Annotated in this window: 14 protein-coding genes; 6 read left to right on the plus strand and 8 right to left on the minus strand. The window is 72.9% G+C overall.

What is annotated here, in order from left to right; all coding sequences use genetic code 11:
* Positions 1–196: 196 nt before the first annotated feature.
* From HHX33_RS18035 to HHX33_RS18060, 6 genes are all read right to left on the minus strand, one after another.
* A complete protein-coding gene (locus tag HHX33_RS18035) occupies positions 197–1,111 on the minus strand; it encodes a sulfotransferase (RefSeq protein WP_310741427.1) in 915 nt (304 codons plus the stop codon).
* The gene (locus HHX33_RS18040; RefSeq protein ID WP_182875616.1) at positions 1,108–2,628 is read right to left on the minus strand and encodes a lipopolysaccharide biosynthesis protein; all 1,521 of its coding nucleotides are present in this window, start codon (positions 2,626–2,628) and stop codon (positions 1,108–1,110) included. Before HHX33_RS18040 ends, HHX33_RS18035 begins: the two co-directional genes overlap by 4 nt.
* Positions 2,616–3,473: a sulfotransferase domain-containing protein gene (locus tag HHX33_RS18045; protein ID WP_182875617.1), complete on the minus strand. Its 858-nt coding sequence runs from the start codon at positions 3,471–3,473 to the stop codon at positions 2,616–2,618. Before HHX33_RS18045 ends, HHX33_RS18040 begins: the two co-directional genes overlap by 13 nt.
* Positions 3,474–3,540: 67 nt before the next feature.
* Positions 3,541–4,761 (minus strand): hypothetical protein, encoded by a 1,221-nt coding sequence (locus HHX33_RS18050; RefSeq protein ID WP_182875618.1) that lies wholly within the window; start codon positions 4,759–4,761, stop codon positions 3,541–3,543.
* A complete protein-coding gene (locus tag HHX33_RS18055; protein ID WP_259402579.1) occupies positions 4,758–6,311 on the minus strand; it encodes a hypothetical protein in 1,554 nt (517 codons plus the stop codon). Before HHX33_RS18055 ends, HHX33_RS18050 begins: the two co-directional genes overlap by 4 nt.
* A complete protein-coding gene (locus HHX33_RS18060; RefSeq protein WP_182875619.1) occupies positions 6,308–7,645 on the minus strand; it encodes a Wzz/FepE/Etk N-terminal domain-containing protein in 1,338 nt (445 codons plus the stop codon). The genes HHX33_RS18055 and HHX33_RS18060 overlap by 4 nt, the downstream gene beginning before the upstream one ends.
* Before the next feature lie 295 nt (positions 7,646–7,940).
* Between HHX33_RS18060 and HHX33_RS18065 the strand changes: the two genes are divergently transcribed.
* From HHX33_RS18065 to HHX33_RS18080, 4 genes are all read left to right on the plus strand, one after another.
* Positions 7,941–9,068, plus strand: coding sequence for a glycoside hydrolase family 26 protein (locus HHX33_RS18065; RefSeq protein WP_182875620.1), 1,128 nt, complete (start codon positions 7,941–7,943; stop codon positions 9,066–9,068).
* A gap of 168 nt (positions 9,069–9,236) precedes the next feature.
* Positions 9,237–10,097, plus strand: coding sequence for an alkaline phosphatase family protein (locus HHX33_RS18070; RefSeq protein ID WP_182875621.1), 861 nt, complete (start codon positions 9,237–9,239; stop codon positions 10,095–10,097).
* Positions 10,098–10,101: 4 nt separating this feature from the next.
* Positions 10,102–11,442, plus strand: a complete 1,341-nt coding sequence (locus tag HHX33_RS18075) for an MFS transporter (protein ID WP_310741428.1) — start codon at positions 10,102–10,104, stop codon at positions 11,440–11,442.
* Between the two features lie 4 nt (positions 11,443–11,446).
* The gene (locus HHX33_RS18080; RefSeq protein ID WP_310741429.1) at positions 11,447–12,487 is read left to right on the plus strand and encodes a hypothetical protein; all 1,041 of its coding nucleotides are present in this window, start codon (positions 11,447–11,449) and stop codon (positions 12,485–12,487) included.
* Positions 12,488–12,499: 12 nt separating this feature from the next.
* Here the strand turns inward: HHX33_RS18080 and cysC are convergent, their stop codons facing one another.
* Positions 12,500–13,723, minus strand: coding sequence for an adenylyl-sulfate kinase (cysC, locus tag HHX33_RS18085; protein WP_396785088.1), 1,224 nt, complete (start codon positions 13,721–13,723; stop codon positions 12,500–12,502).
* A 327-nt stretch (positions 13,724–14,050) separates the two neighbouring features.
* Here cysC and HHX33_RS18090 point away from each other — a divergent pair, with 327 nt between their 5' ends.
* The gene (locus tag HHX33_RS18090; protein ID WP_182875623.1) at positions 14,051–15,145 is read left to right on the plus strand and encodes a hypothetical protein; all 1,095 of its coding nucleotides are present in this window, start codon (positions 14,051–14,053) and stop codon (positions 15,143–15,145) included.
* Between the two features lie 69 nt (positions 15,146–15,214).
* On the opposite strand, the gene HHX33_RS18095 is transcribed toward HHX33_RS18090, so the two are convergent.
* Positions 15,215–15,946: a methyltransferase domain-containing protein gene (locus HHX33_RS18095; RefSeq protein WP_182875624.1), complete on the minus strand. Its 732-nt coding sequence runs from the start codon at positions 15,944–15,946 to the stop codon at positions 15,215–15,217.
* Positions 15,947–16,175: 229 nt separating this feature from the next.
* Between HHX33_RS18095 and mfd the strand changes: the two genes are divergently transcribed.
* Positions 16,176–19,685 carry a transcription-repair coupling factor gene (gene mfd / locus HHX33_RS18100; RefSeq protein WP_182875625.1) on the plus strand — a complete coding sequence of 1,170 codons (3,510 nt, stop codon included), beginning with the start codon at positions 16,176–16,178 and terminating at the stop codon, positions 19,683–19,685.
* Positions 19,686–19,728 lie beyond the last annotated feature (43 nt).

A 19,728-nucleotide genomic window follows, 5' to 3' on the forward strand; every position in this document is an offset into this window, starting at 1 on the left:
CGGGACCAGTGGGAGGAGCGGCCCACCACACGCGGGTCGGCCTGTCTGCAGACAGTACAAAGCGAGGAGACGTCGCGGTGGATACAGGATCGTGTCGGATGCGCGGTCATCGTCCCTCTCCGAGGAGGACGACTGGTGGCATCGGCTCATCGCGGGCCGCACCGGCAGAGGCCGCGTCTCTGGAACACGCCGGGCATCACACGTCGGTCAGGGCCCGTACGCGGACGGCGTCCTCGACGGGGAGGGAAGGCGGGGTGAGGGCCTGGCGGGAGTCCATCGGGCGGTAGGCCGTGCGGGACAGGCCGGTCCAGGTGAACGCGGACGGGGCCGGAGCCCGGCGGGACGTGCAGGCGGCCGCGATGCGGCGAGCGGCGCGATCGGTCCAGGGCAGGCCGCACCAGGCGTACAGGTCGCGGAAGCCGTCGAGCGGCGCCGCGCACAGGTCCTCGTAGCGCACGACCCTGATGCCGGTGGTACGGCCGGCCACTGTGCGAACGAACTGGTGGGCGACCCGCCACAGCATGGCCGCCCCCGTGATCACGTCCTGACCGCCGACGACGGACTCCAGCTCGGCGACGTACGGATGGTCGCGGACCAGGAGCGGCTGGCTCAGCAGTTCGCGGACGTCCACCGACCAGCCGAGCCGTTGCCAGCTTCCGGCGAACGACACGGGGTCGCGGACCACGACGACCACCCGGCAGCCGAGGCGGCGGGCGAACCACTCGGCGGACAGCAGCGCGAACGGGTCGTCGAGCAGCGCCCGCCGCGCGACCAACCGGCCGAGGGTGAAGGCGGTGCCGTATTTGGCCATTCTGGCGAGGTCGCCGGGCCGGTGGTTGCGGCGCAGTTCCGCCCGCCAGTTGTAGCGCAGCGCGACCGTACGGGAGAACGCCCGCAGCCAGGGCGTCTCGTCGTCGGGGCAGATGTACTGGAACCGGTGCGTGACGGACGCGTCGAGCACGCCGGGGGAGCGGCCGGGCGGGCGCTGCGGGTTGAGCGGCTCGTTGACGTAGACCAGGCGGCCGCTCGCCGTGAGCATCCGGCCCATCCAGCTCGTGCCGCTGCGCGGCAGGCCGGTGACCAGCACAGGAGGCCCAGCCGGTGTTGTCACGACGCCGCCCTCCCGGCGCCGCGCGTGTTCCCCACCAGGCAACCGGCCGCGAGGGGCCTGTCGGTGAGGCGGCCCACCCCGAAGGGGCGCAGGCCGTAGCGGCGGTGGACCTGTACGGCGGGCAGCAGGTTCTTCACCAGCACCCCGCCCGACCATCCGAGCGCGGCTCCCAGCGCGCCGTGCGCGGGGACCAGCAGCACGTCGAGGACGATCGTCACAGCCACTGCGGCGGACACGTTCGCCAGGCTGGCCGTCGTACGCCCGGCCGCCACGAGCACGACGTCGACCATCCCGCAGGCCGTGGCGACCATCATCGTGGCCGACAGGACGAGCGCGATCGCGACACCTCCCGCGTACGCAGGCCCGAACAGCGACAGCGCCCACGGCGCGAGCGCCGCGTACCCCAGCCAGAGCGGCCACGTCAGCCCGACCAGCCACCTCGTCGTGGTCCGGTACACCCTCCCGGCGGTGCCGAGGTCGCCCTCCGCCAGGGCCCTGACCAGGCGGGCCTGCGCGGCCTGGGCGAGCCCCTGCCCGGCGAGCTGTCCCACCACCTTGAAGCGGGTCGCGGCGGTGTAGACGGCGGCGGCGGCCGGCCCGGCGAGCAGCGCGACGACCACCACGTCGAGCCGCTGGAACACCGACTGCACCGCCGCCGCCACCGACCGGGGCGCGGTGTGCCGCCAGAAGGCGCGCACGTCTTCCACGTCGTACGGCGCGAGCCCACGCAACCGGGCGGCGGCGAGCACCGCGCAGGCCACGGAGGGCAGCGCCCAGGCCGCCGCCAGCGCCGCTGGTGGAGCCCCGGCGAGTACGGCCGCGGTGACGAGAGCGAGCTGGCCGAGCGGCTGGACGGCCCCGGAGATCAGCAGGGTCGGCCGCATCGTGCCGAGACCGCGGGTGGCGCACACCAGCACGTCCGACAGGACCACGAACGGCAGGGCGGCGGCCAGCACCGTCCAGACGCCGGGGGACACGCCGGTCAGCCCGGCCAGCGGACCGGCTGCCAGCCAGACCCCGGCCGCGGCCACGCACGCCAGCGCCGCCACCGGGGCCAGGACCCCCCGTACCATCCCCGCCGACGCTGCCGAAGGTATCCGACGATGCGGTGCGCCTGCCGACACCCCCCGCGCCGAACCCGGCGACGCCGCTGGAGGTGGTGTCCGTTGACGCGGTGCGCCTGCCAGGACTCTCCGCTCCGGTCCCGGCGACCCGGCGTTCCGCGTCGTTCTCGTACGGCTCCCGGCGAGGGCGTGGACGAGGCCGTTGCCGGTGTCGAGGCGTACGACGCCCGCGAGCATCAGGCACGCCGTGGTGGCCGTGAAGAACGCGCCGGCGGCGCGTGGTTCGAGCGTCCGCGTCACCACCAGCACGATCGCGAACTGCCCGATCGCGGCCGTCGCGGCGGCGGCCAGACCGGCGGCGCCGTGCCGCGCGAGCCCATGCCGGAACAGCTTTCGGCGGAGCCGGCCCAGGCGGAACAGCCAGCGGTTCGCCTCCCCGGTCAGCGTCGCCATGACGGGTCGGCTCCCAGCCAGCGGACGAGCAGGGCGTCCCAGGGCTCGAAGTGCTCATGCAGGCGGCGGCGCACCGACTCGGGCACGACGCCCGTACGCGGGCGGGCGTTGTGCCGCGCGAACTCCACGCCGCCGATCCGGGGCAGGTCCAGGAACTCCAGCACCCGGTCGTACGCGGAGGCCGGATCGTCGAACATCCGCCCGCTGTCGAGCACGAGGATCCGGTCGCGGCCCAGGAGGGGCTCCAGCCGGGCCAGTTGCTCGGCGTACCGGCCACGGGCGAGATAGGCGTGGTGGCGGTGGGCGGCGCTCACGTAGCCGGGCACGTCGCGCAGCCGTTCGACCTCCCCTGCGAGGCGGAGCGGTTCGAGCTCGACGGCGCGCTCGAAGCTCGGCTCGGTCTCATAGCCCCGCGCCAGCTCGTGGGCGTGGGCGGAGCAGGCCCGCTCGACCGGGTCCCGGACCAGGACGATCAGCTTCACGCCGGGCAGGTCGGCGGCGATCCGGGCGCCCGCGAGGGGATGGAAGAGGTAGTAGGGGGTGGATTCAAAGGCCTGAACGCGGCCGCCGTGCCTGCGGCCCAGCGCCCTGGCCGTGGTCACCAGCGGGAAGTGGGCGCGATACCAGGGCAGGCCCCGGTCGTAGGCCATGTCGAAGTAGTGGACGCCCTTGCGCAGCACCGGCTTCATGACGAGCGGGTGGCGTGACAGCGCGCGGTAGAGCGAGGTCGTGCCGCACCGCTGCGCCCCGGCGATGAGGAACGAGGGGAGCACCCGCGCCTCCGTGGTGAGCCGTCCGGCGGCGAACGAGACGGCGTGGGCCGAGCGCTTCAGTACGGACGTCATGGTCGCCCCTTCCGTCGTCCCGGGACGGAGGAGGCTTTCCCGCGCGCTCGGGCGCGTCCGACAGGTTTCACAGGAGGCACTCCAGGTGGTCGATGACGGGGTTGAGCCAGAGGGCGGGGGACCCGAGCGGCTCGTGGCCGTCGCGGCGGTGCCGCTCGGCGAGGGTGATCAGGTAGTGGGCCGCCGTACGACGCGCCGCGGTGGCGTCGGGGCCGAACGGCTCCAGGATCCGGCCCGCCTGGGCCAGGCAGGCGCGGGCGGCGACCGGGGGAGACATCCGGCGCAGCGCCCGGTGGAAGAAGTGGTGCAGCGCGTCGAAGCCCACGGGCACGCCGACGGCGAACCGCTCCCAGTCCCACACGAGCAGCCGTCCGTCCGCGCCCGCCGCCGTGTTCCACGGAGTGAAGTCCCCGTGCCACGCCGCCGTCCGGCCGCGGCCCGCGCACGGGCCGGCGTGCAGGTCACCGAGCAGGTCGCTGTGCAGGTCAGCGGGCGGGACGTCGTGACGCATGGGTGTGGAGCCGCCTGTGGCCTGCCGGGTGACGCGGCCGAGGGCGGCGATCTCCTGGACGGCCGAGGCGAGCAGGCCGGCGGGTACCCCGCATGAGGTGACGGGGCGGTAGAAGACGGAGTGGAAGGCGACGGGGCGGGAGGGGACGGGCAGGGGTGACAGCGCCAGCACCTCCAGACCTCGCCACACACCCTGATGCAGCACCGTGGGCGGCACGACGACCTTGAGCGGCCGGTCGGCGAGCCCGCGCAACACCTCGCCCTCGTGCCGCACCAGTTCGCGCGCTCGCTCGGAGTCGCCGATCTTCACGAACGCCACGAGCCCGGAGGCGTCGTACGCCTCCAGGACCGGCTTGCGGTTGGCCCGGCGGGCGGGCCTGACGTGGACGACGACGCGCACGCGGCGGCCGAGGACCTCGCTCAGGTGTGTCTCGATCGTGCCGGACGCCCCGCCGGTCCGCAGGCCGCGGCCCAGCGCCGCGTGCCACCAGGCGCGGGGGACGACCCGCCGGGGGACGAGGCGGTGCGGCAGCACGGTGCGCGCTGCCACCCCGGCGGGCCAGGAGCCGTCCGATCTCCCACCGGCCAGGTAGCGGCCGCGTCCCGCCGGGGAAGGGGGGAAGTGGTCGCGTGCCTCACCGGCCGAAGAACGGGCGCGTCCCTCGCCGGACAGGATGCGGTCGCGTTCCCCGGCGGGCGGGAAGTCCTCCCCGGCGGGCGGGAACAGCGCTTCCATCACCTCGTCGAGGTAGCGGAGCCGGATGGTCGCGTCCCTCATGGCCGCCGCCGATCGCCGGGGAACGCACCGGTGGCCGTCGTGGCTCCGTTGCGCCAGAGGAGGGCGAAGGAGATCAGGTAGAGGGTCAGGGCGCTCACCAGCCCGTCGTAGACGACCATGTAGAGCAGCACGAGGATCATCACGAGCGTCCCCGCCTTGCCGATGGGCGACCGGTCGGCCCAGTAGCGCCGCACCGCTCCGGCGAAGAAGGCGACGTACAGCAGCGCCCCCGTGAAGCCCTGGCTGATCAGCAGCAGCCACAGGTGCCCGTCGCTCCCGAGCGGGGGATGGCCGCAGTCGGGGCACCACGCGCTGCGGCCCGTCGTGGCCGTGCGGTGACTGCCGTAAGCGGTGCGGGTGTTGCCGTAGCCGATGACCGGAGACGAGGTCGCGACCCGGACCGTGGTCGCGATCGTGAAGGCCCGGATGCCGTTGCTCTGTGGATTGTCCAGGCGCTGGGCGACGATCCCGCTCAGCGGCGACAGCAGGAACGCGACCCCGGCGACGGCCGCGACCAGGCCCGCGAGGAGAGGACGCCCACCCCGGACGGCCAGGTACGCCGCCGAGACGCCGAGCCCGATCCACAGGCCCCGGTTCAGCGAGTAGACGACCGGGACCGCCGCGACGGCGAGCAGCAGCACGGCCGCCGCCCGCCGGTACGGCCCGCCGTAGGTCCACCAGCCCACCACGAACCAGATCACCAGCACCGAGACGTCGCTGCCCCAGGCGTTGGCCCACTCGAACGGCGCCTCCGGGCGCGGCGAGGCGTGCCCGAGCACGTGCTGCACCTGGGCCGCCGTCGGATGGATCAGGTTGGCGACGAACGGGTTGCCGCCGAGCCACGACGGCAGCGCCATCTCCAGTGGCGAGGTGAACTCGAAGCGCGGGACGAGGACGCCGAGCAGGCCGCCCGCGACGGCAGTCAGGAACAGCGCGCCGAGCCACCTCACCAGCGTGCGCTGCGGCAGCTCCGCCACGCTCAGGTTGCCCAGGTAGAGCACCATGATCAGAAGGGCGACGTAGACCGCGAGCCGCATCAGGTAGCCGATGACCCGGCCGGTGCCGAGCTCGCCGTAGGTGCCGTCCGGGGTCTCGGCGAGCGTGAGCGCGCTGACGAGGTAGCCCACGAGCAGCAGCGCCCACAGGCCGAACCCCTTCGGCACCCTTGTCGGCCGCCTGCGCCACAGCACCACCGCCATCGGCACGGCCAGCACCACCACCGACAGGGCTCCCAGGCCGAGCGCCCACCAGAGCGGGTAGCCCAGCAGGAGCGCCCCGATCGGCCACGCCGCCGCGGACGCCCGCCCGGGTCCTGTCGCCGGTCCTGTCGCCGGTCCGCTCATCGGCACGCGGTGCCTGCCACGCGCCGGTTCACGTTCCGGTGCGGGTGGCGGGGCGTCCGCGGACTCCCGGCGCTTCGCGTGCGCGGGCCGGGCCGCGGGCAGCCGCCCGCTCCCGCCCAAGCCGTACGGCGCGGGGTCGGGAGACGCGGCGTACGGCGGAGGATCGATGCGGCCGGAGAAGGCGGCGTGTGGCGTCGGTGACGTCAAGCGCTCCACCTCGTGGGCTCGGTGACGGGCTCGGGAACGGGCGGGGTGAATCCCTGAGGCACGGTGACCACGCCGAGGACCCGCGCTCCCTGCCGCCCGAGCTGCCGTACGGCCCGGGTGACCTCGGTGGAGGTCGTGCGCCTGAGGCCGACGAGCAGCAGGGCGGCGTCCGGGTGGGCGGCGCGGCCGGTCACGACCGTCACCGGCACGAGGTGGGCGAGCGCGGCGCCGAGTCCCCTGGCGAGCTGCCTGGCGGCGCCGTCCGCCCCGGCCCGCCTGGCCCCGCTGTCGGCCCCCGCCCGCCTGGCCCTGCCGCCGTCCCCGCTCCGCCGAGGTCCGGTGTCGGTCCCGACGCCCTCGACGAGCAGCCGGTGCGGTCCGCCGCCGAGAGACGTGGCGACGGTGGCGGCCATCTCGCCGAGGATCTCCGGATCAGGTCTGACCGGCAGTTCGGCGAGCAGGGGCAGGCCGCACATCCGCTCGACGTCCGCACAGGTGCGCAGTCGCCGGTCCGTGTGGTCGCGGGCGAAGGCGGCGCCCGCCCCCGCGAGTATCCCGAGGAACAGGCCGCTGCCCAGATAGAGCGGAGGGCTGGGACTGCCGGGCCGCGCGGGCGGCCGGGCCGGGCTGATCACCGTGCCCGGCGTGACCGCGACCGTCCTGAGCGCGTCGTAGCGCAGGGTGAGATCCGACACCTGGCGGGCCAGCACGGCCTGGCGCCGGGCCGCTCCCAGCCGGGCCGTGGGATCAGCCTGCCCGGCCGTACGCGCGGTCTGCCCGGTCTGCGCGGCAGCCTGAGTGGCTCCGGCGGCCTCGTCCAGGTCGTCCTCCACCTGGCGCAGCCGCGCCGAGATGAGCTTGAGCTGGGCGGCGAGCGCGTCCTCGGCGGAACGGGCGCGATTGCGCAGGTACGCCTCCGCGTACGCCTGGGCGCCCGCCGCCGCGGCCCCGGCATCGTACGCCGTGTAGGAAATGGAGAGAACGGCGGAATTGGGTGGCACGTCCACCATGACGTGTTCCCGTAATTCCTCCGGATCCTGATATTTCAGAGTTCTGGCGGCAAGGGCGGATACGACCGCCGATCGGGCGACCTGTGATTCGGTGTCGAGATTGAGTGGTTCGCGTTGCCGGGTGCTCGGTGTGTTGAGTTGTTCCTGTACGCCGGTCGGCAGCACCTGCACCTGGGCGACCGCCGTGTACCGCGCGGGGGTCGCCGCCAGCGCCGCGGCCCCGCCGCCCACTCCGGCCAGCAGGCAGGCGGTCACGACCAGCCGCCTGCGCCGGAGCACCGAACCGTACTCCCCGATGTCCCGGCTGTGCGGCGGCAGGCTCATGGACCTCTCCGTGCGCTCGTTCGTCACCCCGCCGCGGTCGCGGCACAGCGGCGGCACGCCGTCGGAGACGGGCGCGTCCGCGGTCCCGGCGGCCCTCCGGCGTGACCCGATTTCGAACTATAGGCGGCGGCGGGCTTTCGCCCCCGGCTATTGCTGAATTTCCTCAGGACAATGACCGCCAATTAGCTACTTAAAACCCGCTATTTCGGTACACGTGAGATCGAGAAAACGGCCTCGGAATCCGGGGAATCGGTGGGATGGTGTTCACCCATCCATTGCGGGGACAGGGGGCGCGATGAGACGGATCGCCGGCATGGCCGTACTGGTGGCGGGGGCGTGCCTGACCGCCTGCGGGGGCACCGCGACGGGCGGCACCACCACAGGGGGCGTGGGACCGGGAGACCACACGGCTCCGGGAGACAGCCGCGGGCCCGGGGACAACGCCGGCTTGGGCGGCATCGTGGGGCCGGGCAAGCCGGGGAACGGCGCCGCGCGGACGCAGGCCGCCTGCGCGGTCACGGACAAGCTGATCCCGACGTGCGGGGCGTGGTGGGGGATAGCGCCCGACGTCTTCTCCGGGCGCGGCCCGGTCCGGGCGATCGAGCTCGCCGAGAGGCGGATGGGCCGCAGGGCCGACATCGTGCACGTCTATCACCGGGGCGGCGAGCTCTTCCCGACCGCCGAGGAGCGGGAGGTGGCGAAGGGACCCCGGCTGCTGCTGGTCAACTGGAAGCCCGCGCTCGACCACACCTGGGCGGAGGTCGCCCGCGGCGACGTGGACGGGCGGATCGACCGGCTCGCCGACCACGTCAGGCGCACCTTCCCCGGCCGGTTCTTCCTCACGATCCACCACGAGCCGGAGAACGACGTACGCGAGGGCGGGGGATACTCGGCGGCCGACTACACCGCCATGTTCCGCCACGTCGTGACCCGTCTGCGGGAGCGGGGCGTGCGCAACGCGGTGACCGTGATGACCTACATGGGCGCGCCCAACTGGGCGGCGAGGCCGTGGTTCGGCCGGCTCTACCCGGGTGACGACGTGGTCGACTGGGTGGCGTTCGACCCCTACGCCGACGGCCGGGTGGGCGACTTCGCCGCACTGGTCGACAAGACCCGTCCCGACGTGCCGGGCTGGCCGGGGTTCTACCGGTGGATGCAGGCCAGGTTCCCGGCGAAGCCGATCATGGTCGCCGAGTGGGGCGCGTTCGAGCGGCCGGACGCGCCGCACTTCAAGCGCGACTTCTTCGACTCCGTCGCCCGCCAGATCGGGAACTATCCCCAGATCAAGGCGCTGGTCTACTTCGACTCGCCGCTGGCGCCCCGGGGGGACACCCGGTTCGACACCACGCCCGGCGCCACCCGGGCGTTCGCCCAGCTCGGCCGGGACCGCCGCTTCACCTCCACGCCGGTGCCGGCCTCCTGACCCGCCCGCTCCACCGCCCGCGGCGGCGCTCCCCCGCGAGGCGCCGGAGTCGGACGACAAGGGTCTTCACCCACCGTTCGGCCGATCTTCACGTCGGGCGTGCGGTCCGCGTCACGACGCGTTCCTAGCCTGAGCTGGTCGCAGACACCCCCCCTGTGGAGGACAGCCATGCCGTCCCGCCGGATCACCGCTCTCGCCGCCGCCCTCACGCTGTCCGCCGCCTCCCTGGGCCTGTGGGCCGCCGGGGGCCTCAGCGCCCACGCGGCCACGTTGCCGACGCCCGACCACACGGTGGTCGTGGTCTTCGAGAACCACGCCTACTCCCAGATCATCGGCAGCTCCAGCGCGCCGTACATCAACTCGCTGAAGAGCGGCGGGGCCAACCTGACCGCGTTCTACGCCGAGACCCACCCCAGCCAGCCCAACTACTTCGCCATGTTCTCCGGGTCGACGCAGGGCATCACCGACGACTCCTGCTACACCCCCGGCTTCAGCTCCAAGCCCAACCTGGCGTCGGAACTGATCGCGGCGGGCAGGAGCTGGGCCAGTTACAACGAGACGCTGCCCAGCCAGGGCTCGACCACGTGCAGCAGCGGAAACTACGCGCGCAAGCACAACCCCTGGTTCGGGTTCTCCAACGTGCCGACGTCCACCGCGTACACGTTCGCCCAGTTCCCCACCGACTTCACCAAGCTGCCGACGGTGTCGTTCGTCGTCCCCAACCTGTGCAGCGACATGCACGACTGCTCGGTGTCCACCGGTGACACCTGGCTGAAGAACAAACTCGGCGCGTACGCGACCTGGGCCAAGACCCACAACAGCCTGCTCGTGGTCACCTTCGACGAGGACAACCGGCTGAGCGGCAACCGCATCGCCACCGTGCTGTACGGGCAGCCGGTGCGGGCGGGATCGTCCTCCGGGACCACCTACAACCACTACAACCTGCTGCGCACCATCGAGGACATGTACGGCACCGCCCACGCGGGCAACGCGGCGTCGGCGTCGGCCGTCTCCGGCGTCTGGAACTGACCGCGTGTACCTCGCGGACAGTCGCGGCGCGCCCGCCGCCGTCGAGCACCGGGGACGGCGGTGGGCCGCGGTTCCGGGAACCGTGCTGGCCCTGGGCGCGGTGAGCCTGATCACGGACGTGTCGGCGGAGATGGTCACCGCCGTGCTGCCGCTCTACCTCGTTTCGGGCCTGGGGCTGTCCCCGCTCGGCTTCGGCGTGCTGGACGGCGTCTACAACGGGGTCGGCGCCCTGGTGAGGCTGGCCGGAGGCCACCTCGCCGACGGCGGGGGCGGGCGGCACAAGGCGGTCGCCGTGGCCGGCTACGGACTGTCGGCGCTGTGCAAGCCGCTGCTGCTGGTCGCCCACACCCTGCCGGTGATCGGCGCGGTGCTGGCCCTCGACCGTACGGGCAAGGGCCTGCGCACCGCGCCCCGGGACGCCCTCATCTCCCTGGCCACCCCGCCTGAGCGCCGGGGGCGCGCGTTCGGCGTGCACCGGGCGATGGACACCACCGGAGCCCTCTGCGGGCCCGTCCTGGCGTTCCTGGTGCTCGGAGTGGCGGCGGAGGGCTACGACGCCGTGTTCACGGTCAGTTCCTGCGTCGCCGCGCTGGGCGTGGTGGTGCTGGTGCTCTTCGTCCCCGGCCGTCCCGCCCGTGCCGAGGCGAACATCAATGCCGCCGACACCGCCGCCCACACCACGCGTGCCGCCCGCACTACGAGCGCCGCCGGCACCGACGCTCACGGGAGCGCGGCGTCCTCCGGTCCGCTCCGGGTGACCGCGCTCCTGCGGATGCCCGGCGTACGGCGGCTTGCGGCGTGCGCGGTGCTGCTGGGGCTGACCACGGTGAGCGACTCCTTCGTCTACCTGCTGCTGCAGCGCAGGTTCGAGGTGCCCGCGCAGTGGTTCCCCCTGCTGCCGCTCGGGACCGCGGCCGCCTTCCTGCTGCTGGCCGTGCCCGCCGGCGTGGTCGCCGACCGGATCGGGCGGCGGCGGTTGTTCCTGCTCGGGCACCTGGCGCTGCTCGGCGCGTACGGGCTCGTGCTGGCGGCCCCCGGCGGGCCGCTGCCGGTGATGGCGGTGCTCGTCCTGCACGGCGCCTTCTACGCGGCGACCGACGGCGTGCTGGCGGCCGCGGTGACCGGCCTCGTGCCGGAGGCGATGCGGGCGAGAGGGCTGGCCCTGGTGGGCACCGGCCAGGCCCTCGCCCGGTTCGCCTGCTCGATCGCCTTCGGCGCCGCCTGGACGGCCTGGGGCGACGGCCCGGCGCTGGCCGTCGCGGCGGCGGGGCTGGCGATCTCCACCCCCGCCGCGATCGCCGCCTTGCGCTCGCCGGCGCGCCCCTCCGCGCAGCGGACAGCCTGAGCATGTGACGGAAAGGAACCCCGTGCCCGTCCCGCGCCGTCTGACGGTCCTGCTGACCGCGGTCCTGCTCCTCGGGGGCCTGTCCGTCTGGGCGGTGGTGCACGCCGCCGCCCGGGCGGAGAGCCGGAGCCTGCCGCGGGCGGGGGAGCCCGCCGCCGGACCGGGAGCGGTCACGCTCGCGGCGGGACACGAGCGCAGGATGCTCTTCCGGACGATGGCGTGGGGTCCGCACCGCGACGAGGTGGTCTCCGTGCCCGCGGACGACCCGGGGGCCCCGCGCGTCTCGGCGGGGGTGCGGTGCCTGCGCTTCCACGCCTCGTCCGGCACCGGCGCCTGTCTCCAGGCCGTGCACGGCTCGCTGGGCGACACCTACCGGGCCGTGGTGCTCGACGCGCGCCTGCGGGAGCGGCGCGCGTTCCCCCTCGCCGGCATCCCCACCCGCACGAGGGTCTCGCCGTCCGGCCGCATGGCGGCGTGGACCGTGTTCGTGAGCGGCGACTCGTACGCGGGGACGAACTTCTCCACCCGCACCTCGATCCTGGACACGCGCACCTGGTCCCTGCAGGACAACCTGGAGACCTACCGCGTCGTCAAGGACGGCCGGCCCTATCACGCGGCCGACGTCAACCTGTGGGGGGTGACCTTCGCCGACGACGGCCACTTCTGGGTCACCCTCGCGACCGGGGGCCGGACGTGGCTGGCCCGCGGCGACGTCGCCGCCCGCACCCTGACCACGGTCCGGCGGAACGTGGAGTGCCCGTCGCTCTCCCCGGACGGCACCCGCGTCGCGTTCAAGAAGCGGGTGCCCGGCCTGCCCGAGGACGCGCCGTGGCGGCTGTACGTCCTCGACCTCCGGACGATGCGGGAGACCCCGGTCGCCGAGCGGCGCAGCGTCGACGACCAGGCGGTGTGGATCGACGCCCGCACGCTCGGCTACGCCCTGCCGGGGGACTTCGGCGCCGATGTCTGGACGGCGCCGGCGGACGGCTCGGGCGCCCCGCGCCGCCTGCTCACCGCGGCGCTCGCGCCCGTCGTCGTCGAGTGAGCGCCGTCGCGGCTAACGGATCCAGCCGCCCGAGGTGACGAGGTTCAGGACGGACCCGACCGCGCGTTCGACCGTCATGCCGGTGGTGTCGAGGACGAGGTCGGCGTCCTCCGGCTCCTCGTACGGGTCGGAGACGCCGGTGAACTCCGGGATCAGCCCGGCCCGCGCCTTGGCGTACAGGCCCTTGCGGTCGCGCCGCTCGCACTCCTCCAGCGGCGTGGCCACGTGGATCAGCAGGAAGTCGCCGCCGACCTCCGCGACCATCGCCCGCACCTCGTCCCGGGTCGCGGCGTACGGCGCGATGGGCGCGCAGATCGCCAGGCCGCCGTGCCGGGCGACCTCGGCGGCGACGAATCCGATCCGGCGGATGTTCAGGTCGCGGTCCTCCCGCGAGAACGTCAGCCCGGCCGACAGCAGGCGGCGCACGACGTCGCCGTCCAGGTAGGTGACGGTGCGGCCGCCCCGCTCCAGCAGCGCGTCGCGCAGCCCCCGCGCGATCGTCGACTTGCCCGAGCCGGACAGCCCGGTGAAGAACACGACGAGGCCCCGCCGGTGCGGCGGCCCGGGGATCGTGACCGGCGCGGGGCCGGCGTAGTGCTCGGTGGCGCCGTAGTTGCGGGCCACGTGCTCACGGAGTTCGAGGTCGATCTCGGCGTCCTCGCGCGGCGCGAGCGGCACCGCGACCACCATCGCCCCGGGCAGCCGCTCGGCCGCCTTGAGCGCGGCCCGCACCACCGCGGGGCCCGCCTCGCCGAAGACCAGGGGCATCAGGAGCACGGCCGCGTCCAGTTCCTCCGCGGTCGCCGCGACGTCGTCGAGCGCGGCCGAGTCGAGCGGCCCGCGCATGGTCACCGCGAGGACCTCGCCGCCGTCCGGCAGGTCCTTGCGCACCTCCTCCGGCGTACGGCGCAGCCGCGAGAACGGGCCGTAGACGGGGGCGTCGAGCGCCTCGACCGGCCCGGCCGCGTGGTGCCCGTCGCGCTCGGTGACGGTCAGCACCGCGACTGCCGCGCCCTCGGGGTCCTTCAGCGTCACCCGGTCGCCGGGCCCGATCTCGTCGGGCAGCGCGATGGTGACCGGGTCGGGCCAGGGAGCGCCGCCGGGCAGCCGCCCGCGCCCGGCCACGCTCTCCACCTCCGCCGCGGTGAGGAAGCCGGTCAGCGGCGCGTACGCCCCGGACAGCAGCAGCTCAAGGTCGGCCAGCTCACGCGCGTCGGGCGTCCACTCGATCATGATTTCCGCTTCGTGGGTCGGTGGGTCGTCGGATGGTCAGGAAACTTTACCCCGGAGTACGGCGGACCGCCCGTGCCCGTTGCCCCGCCCGTTCCCCGCCCGTTCCCCGCACGTCTTCCCCGCGCCTCGCGATCGATTCCGCGGCGCATTTCCTTCACGCCGACCTTTTTCGCATAACACAATCCTATGTGCAAATCAGATTATTGTGGATAAATCTACACATAGTGGCCCTGTTGTGAAAGAGGCTCTTTTGGTGGGGCGGTATTCGGTCTAATGTCTGTCGGGCGGAGCGGAAAAGGAGTGACTGTGGCGAACAAAGGACGCACGTTCATGTCTGCCGGGATGCTGCGGGCGACGATGCAGCTGGCCCTGGTCAAGAATCCGGTCACCGTCTACCGGAACTTCAGGCGCACCTACAAGACGATATCCACCGTCCGGCTCGGCCCCTACCCCAAGGCGATCTATTCCCTCGACGCCGGCCAGTCGGCGGTGAGTCACTACTTCTCGGTCATGCGGCAGATCGGCGCACTCGACAAGCCCGACGACGACCTGCGAGTCATCCTCTTCCCGGAATTCGCCCTCAACGGGGTGATCGAACAGGGGCCGGGCGATGGCACGACCAACAGTCAGCTCGTCCACTCGGCCGCGAACCCGCACAGCGAGGAAACCGCCCGGGCTGTCTTCGACGAAATCCACGCGCAGCTCTCCAAGCTGTCTCCCGGATTCGTCGTGGCGGCGGGCGGAATCGCCGTCGACACCGGTGAGACGCTCCCCAGCGGCAAGAAAAAGGGGATGAACGTGGGGGCCGTGCTGGAATCGCACGAGCAGACCCGTGTCTACTTCTCCAAGCACAACGAGAGTGGCATCGACGGCTGGGACTCCAATCGGTACGAGGTGCAGCCGGGCACAGGTCCGATCGCGCGGACCGTCAAGGACTCGTCGGGTGGCCGGTCCGCCACCTTGGGCGCGATCATCTGCCTCGACATGGTCAAGGGCCCCTTCTCGGAGGAATTCCGCGAACTGGACCTGGTGGCCGTGTCGTCCGCGGGAACCCCCCACTGGAGGCGGATGTGGATCGAGAATTCCCCGGTCGGCGCGCAGACCGAGATCGCGGTGGCCGACTCCATGATGGGCGGACGGATCGGAGGCGGACTGTTCGTCCGGGGCGAGTCGCCGAAGCACCCCTACCTCAAGGGGCTGCACTCGCTCGCGGGCCGGGGACTGCTCGCCGACATCCTGCTCGCGGCCTACGACTTCTTCCTGGCCGTCAAGCCCGGCGACGCGCTCGGCGACCGGCCCGACTACGTCATCCGGGGCGAGAAGCGGTACAGCGTCGACGGCATCCTCGTCTGGACCAGCGACCCGCGTGAGCTGCCCGAACTGCCGGGACTGGTGAAGCGTCTGGACGAGAACACCGACACATGATCCTCACGAGGGCCGGACATCGGCGGCGACGTCCGGTCCTTGTGTTGTCGATCCCGCGACGGGTGCGGGTCAGATGAGGCGGGCGAAGTGGTTCTGGGGCCGCCGGATCACCATGGTGATCTCGTCTTCGGTGCCGTTGAGCCCGCCCCGCGAGAGCGCGGCCACGGCCCGGCAGACCAGGGCGACCAGGGTGGGGTGCGGACCCCGCCGGGCCGAACCGCTCACCGCCGAGTAGTCCTCCGCGATCATGAGCCCGCGCATCAGGCAGTACGCCTGGACGCCCTCGCGCGAGGCCAGCGGCTCGTAGACCGCCGGCAGCGGTCCCACGGACCCGGCCGGGGCGAACGCCCGCCACACCGTCCGCCGGAACCAGCCGGGGATCGTCCGGTCGCAGAAGCCGTACGCCGACCTGCGGTCGCGCATCTTGAGCAGCAGCAGCCCGCCGGGGCGCAGCCCGGCGACGAGCCGGTCGAGGACGAGCTCGGCGTGGCGGATGCGCTCGAGCAGGAACGACACGTAGACGACGTCGAAGGAGCGCGGCGGGATCGGCACCAGGCGCAGGTCACCCAGGTAGGACGCCTCCAGGTCGTCGCGGGCGGCGGTGCGCGCCCGCAGGGCCGGGAGGTCCTCGTCCACCCCCGTCATCCTGGGCTCGTACCGTCCGACGTCGAGCACGCCGCCCCGTCCGCACCCGGCGATGAGGATGTCGAGCCGCCGCCCGAGCTGGTCGGTCCACTGTTCGCGGATCCGCTGACTGAACACGTCGTCCTGGTCGGCGGACGACACCCGAACCTCTGTCATGACACCGAGAGTAATGACCTGACGACTCATCGTTGCGCATTTGCCGTCGTCGGTCGCGGGAGGCGAGGGCTCCGCGGACCGCGAACCCCGGGCGCCCCGAGCGGCCGGACGGAGCGAGCCGGATAAACCGGGGTAGCCTTGGTAGCCGCGGCCCGGTCGGGATCGTCTCGTGGATCGGGCCCGTGTCCGCACGCCGGCTGTCTTTGTCACGGGGCTTTTGAAGGCATCGATGTCTCTTTCCGGACTGCTCGACCTCGTTTCCGCCGAACCAAGGCTGGCCGCCGCGCTCGACGCCGCCGGGCAGCCCGCCGATCCGCGCGCCCAGTTGGGCGCCGACCTGGTGGCGCCGCCCGCGCTGCGGCCATTCGCCGTGGCCGCGCTGTCCCGCGTACGGCCCGTGCTCGCCATCACGGCGACCGAGCGTGAGGCGGAGGACCTCGCGGCGGCGCTCACGAGCCTGATCGACGAGAGCACGGTGGCCGTCTTCCCCGCCTGGGAGACGCTGCCGCACGAGCGCCTGTCGCCCCGCAGCGACACGGTCGGCCAGCGCCTGGCCGTCCTGCGGCGGCTGGCGCACCCGATCGAGGGCGACCCGGCCGCCGGGCCGCTGCGCGTCGTGGTGGCCCCGGTCCGCTCGCTGCTGCAGCCGATCGTGTCCGGCCTCGGCGACCTCGCGCCCGTACGGCTGCACGCGGGCGACGACGCCGACCTGGACGACGTGGTGGTCCGGCTGGTGCAGAACGGCTACCACCGGGTGGACATGGTCGAGAAGCGCGGCGAGGTGGCCGTGCGCGGCGGCCTGCTCGACGTGTTCCCGCCGACCGAGGAGCACCCGCTCCGGCTGGAGTTCTGGGGCGACACGATCGAGGAGATCCGCTGGTTCAAGGTGGCCGACCAGCGCTCCCTGGAGGTCGCGCGCGACGGCCTGTTCGCCGCGCCCTGCCGTGAGCTGCTGCTGACCGACGACGTCCGGCGGCGGGCCCGCGAGCTGGGGGAGGAGCACCCGGCGCTGAAGGACGTGCTGGACCAGCTCGCTGAGGGCGTGCCGGTCGAGGGCATGGAGGCGTTCGCGCCCGTGCTCGCCGGGTCGATGGACCTGCTGCTCGACCATCTGCCGGTGCGGGCGGCCGTGTTCGTCTGCGACCCCGAGCGCATCCGCGGCCGGGCCGTCGAGCTGGTCCGTACGAGCCAGGAGTTCATGGAGGCGTCGTGGATCGCCGCGGCGGCCGGCGGCGAGGCCCCGATCGACCTGGAGGCGGCCTCGTTCCGGACGCTGGAGGAGGTGCGCGACCACGCCCGTGAGCTCGGCCAGCCGTGGTGGAGCATCGCCCCCTTCGGGGAGGGCGTCGAGCTGGAGGCCCAGGACGTCGAGGCGTACCGGGGTGACACGCAGCGCGCGCTCGCCGACATCAAGGGCTGGCTCGGCGCGGGCCGGGCCGTGGTGCTGCTGAGCGAGGGACACGGCCCGGCCGAGCGGATGGTCGAGCTGCTCCGGGGCGTGGACGTGGCGGCGCGGCTGGTGCCGTCCCTCGACGGCCCGCTGCCCGCCGACGTCGTGCAGGTCACCACCGGGCGGATCGACCACGGGTTCATCGCGCCCGGCGTCGCCGTGCTGACCCATCTCGACCTGGTCGGGCAGAAGGCCTCGACCAAGGACATGCGGCGGCTGCCGTCGCGCCGCCGCAACATGGTCGACCCGCTCCAGCTCAAGGTCGGCGACCACGTGGTGCACGAGCAGCACGGCGTGGGCCGCTACATCGAGATGGTGCAGCGCACGATCCAGGGCGCGACCCGGGAGTACCTCGTGATCGAGTACGCCAGGGGCGACCGGCTGTACGTGCCGACCGACCAGCTCGACGAGGTCACCCGTTACGTCGGCGGCGAGGCCCCGACCCTCAACCGGATGGGCGGCGCCGACTGGGCCAAGGCCAAGACCCGGGCCAAGAAGGCGGTCAGGGAGATCGCGGGCGAGCTGATCCGGCTCTACTCGGCCCGGATGGCCTCCCCGGGCCACCCCTTCGGCCCCGACAGTCCGTGGCAGCGGGAGATGGAGGACGCCTTCCCGTACGCCGAGACGAACGACCAGCTCGAAGCGATCGACGAGGTCAAGCGCGACATGGAGCGGGCGGTCCCGATGGACCGCCTGATCTGCGGCGACGTGGGCTACGGCAAGACCGAGATCGCGGTGCGGGCGGCCTTCAAGGCGGTGCAGGACGGCAAGCAGGTCGCCGTGCTCGTGCCGACGACGCTTCTGGTGCAGCAGCACCTGTCGACGTTCGGCGAACGGTTCGCCAGCTTCCCCGTCACGGTGAAGCCGGTCTCCCGGTTCCAGACCGACGCCGACGTGCGGGAGACGCTCGACGGCCTCCGTACGGGCGGGGTGGACGTCGTGATCGGCACCCACCGGCTGCTGTCGCCGGAGGTCAGGTTCAAGGACCTCGGCCTGATCATCGTGGACGAGGAGCAGCGGTTCGGCGTCGAGCACAAAGAGGCCATGAAGCACATGCGCACGCAGGTGGACGTGCTCGCCATGTCGGCCACGCCGATCCCGCGGACGCTGGAGATGGGCCTCACCGGCATCCGCGAGATGTCGACGATCCTCACTCCGCCGGAGGAGCGGCACCCGATCCTCACCTTCGTCGGGCCGTACGACGAGAAGCAGATCGGCGCGGCGATCCGGCGCGAGCTGATGCGCGACGGCCAGGTGTTCTTCGTCCACAACCGGGTCCGCACGATCGACAAGGTGGCCGCGCGGCTGCACGAGCTGGTGCCGGAGGCGCGCATCGCGGTCGCGCACGGGCAGATGAACGAGACCCAGCTCGAAAAGATCATGGTGGACTTCTGGGAGCGCAACTTCGACGTGCTCGTGTGCACCACGATCGTGGAATCGGGCCTGGACGTGCCCAACGCCAACACGCTCATCGTGGACCGGGCCGACAACTACGGCCTGTCGCAGCTCCACCAGCTGCGCGGCCGGGTGGGCCGGGGCCGCGAGCGGGGGTACGCCTACTTCCTCTACCCGCCCGAGTCGCCGCTGACCGAGACCGCGCACGAGCGGCTCGCCACGATCGCCCAGCACACCGAGATGGGCGCCGGCATGTACGTCGCGATGAAGGACCTGGAGATCCGCGGCGCCGGCAACATCCTCGGCGCGGAGCAGTCCGGGCACATCGCCGGCGTTGGCTTCGACCTTTATGTCCGGATGATGGCCGAGGCCGTCCAGGAGCAGAAGGCCAAGCTCACGGGGGGCACGCAGACGGAGGAGCGGCCGGACGTCAAGGTCGAGCTGCCGATCAACGCCCACGTGCCGCACGACTACGTCACCTCCGAGCGGCTGCGGCTGGAGGCGTACAAGCGGATCGCGGCCATCGGCTCGGAGGACGACATCGCGGCGGTCCGCGACGAGCTCACCGACCGGTACGGCAGGCCGCCGCAGGAGGTGGACAACCTGCTGGAGGTGGCGCGCTTCCGGATCAACGCGCGCCGGGCCGGGCTGACGGACGTGACGCTGCAGGGTCAGCAGATCAGGTTCGCCCCGGTGGAGCTGAGGGACTCCCAGCAGGTGCGGCTGCAGCGGCTCTATCCCCGGTCCCTGTGGAAGCAGGCCACCGGGACCCTGCTCGTGCCGGTGCCCAAGACCAAGCCGATCGGCGGGCAACCGCTGCGCGACCTGGACCTGCTGAAATGGTGCGGGGACCTGGTCGAGGCCCTGTTCCTGGAGCCGATGCGGGTACAGTGACCCGCGAAATCGTCAACACCACGCCTGGCCGGTGTCGTTCGGG

Origin of the sequence: Microbispora sp. H10670 (assembly GCF_014161385.1) — a bacterium.
GTDB lineage: Bacteria > Actinomycetota > Actinomycetes > Streptosporangiales > Streptosporangiaceae > Microbispora > Microbispora triticiradicis.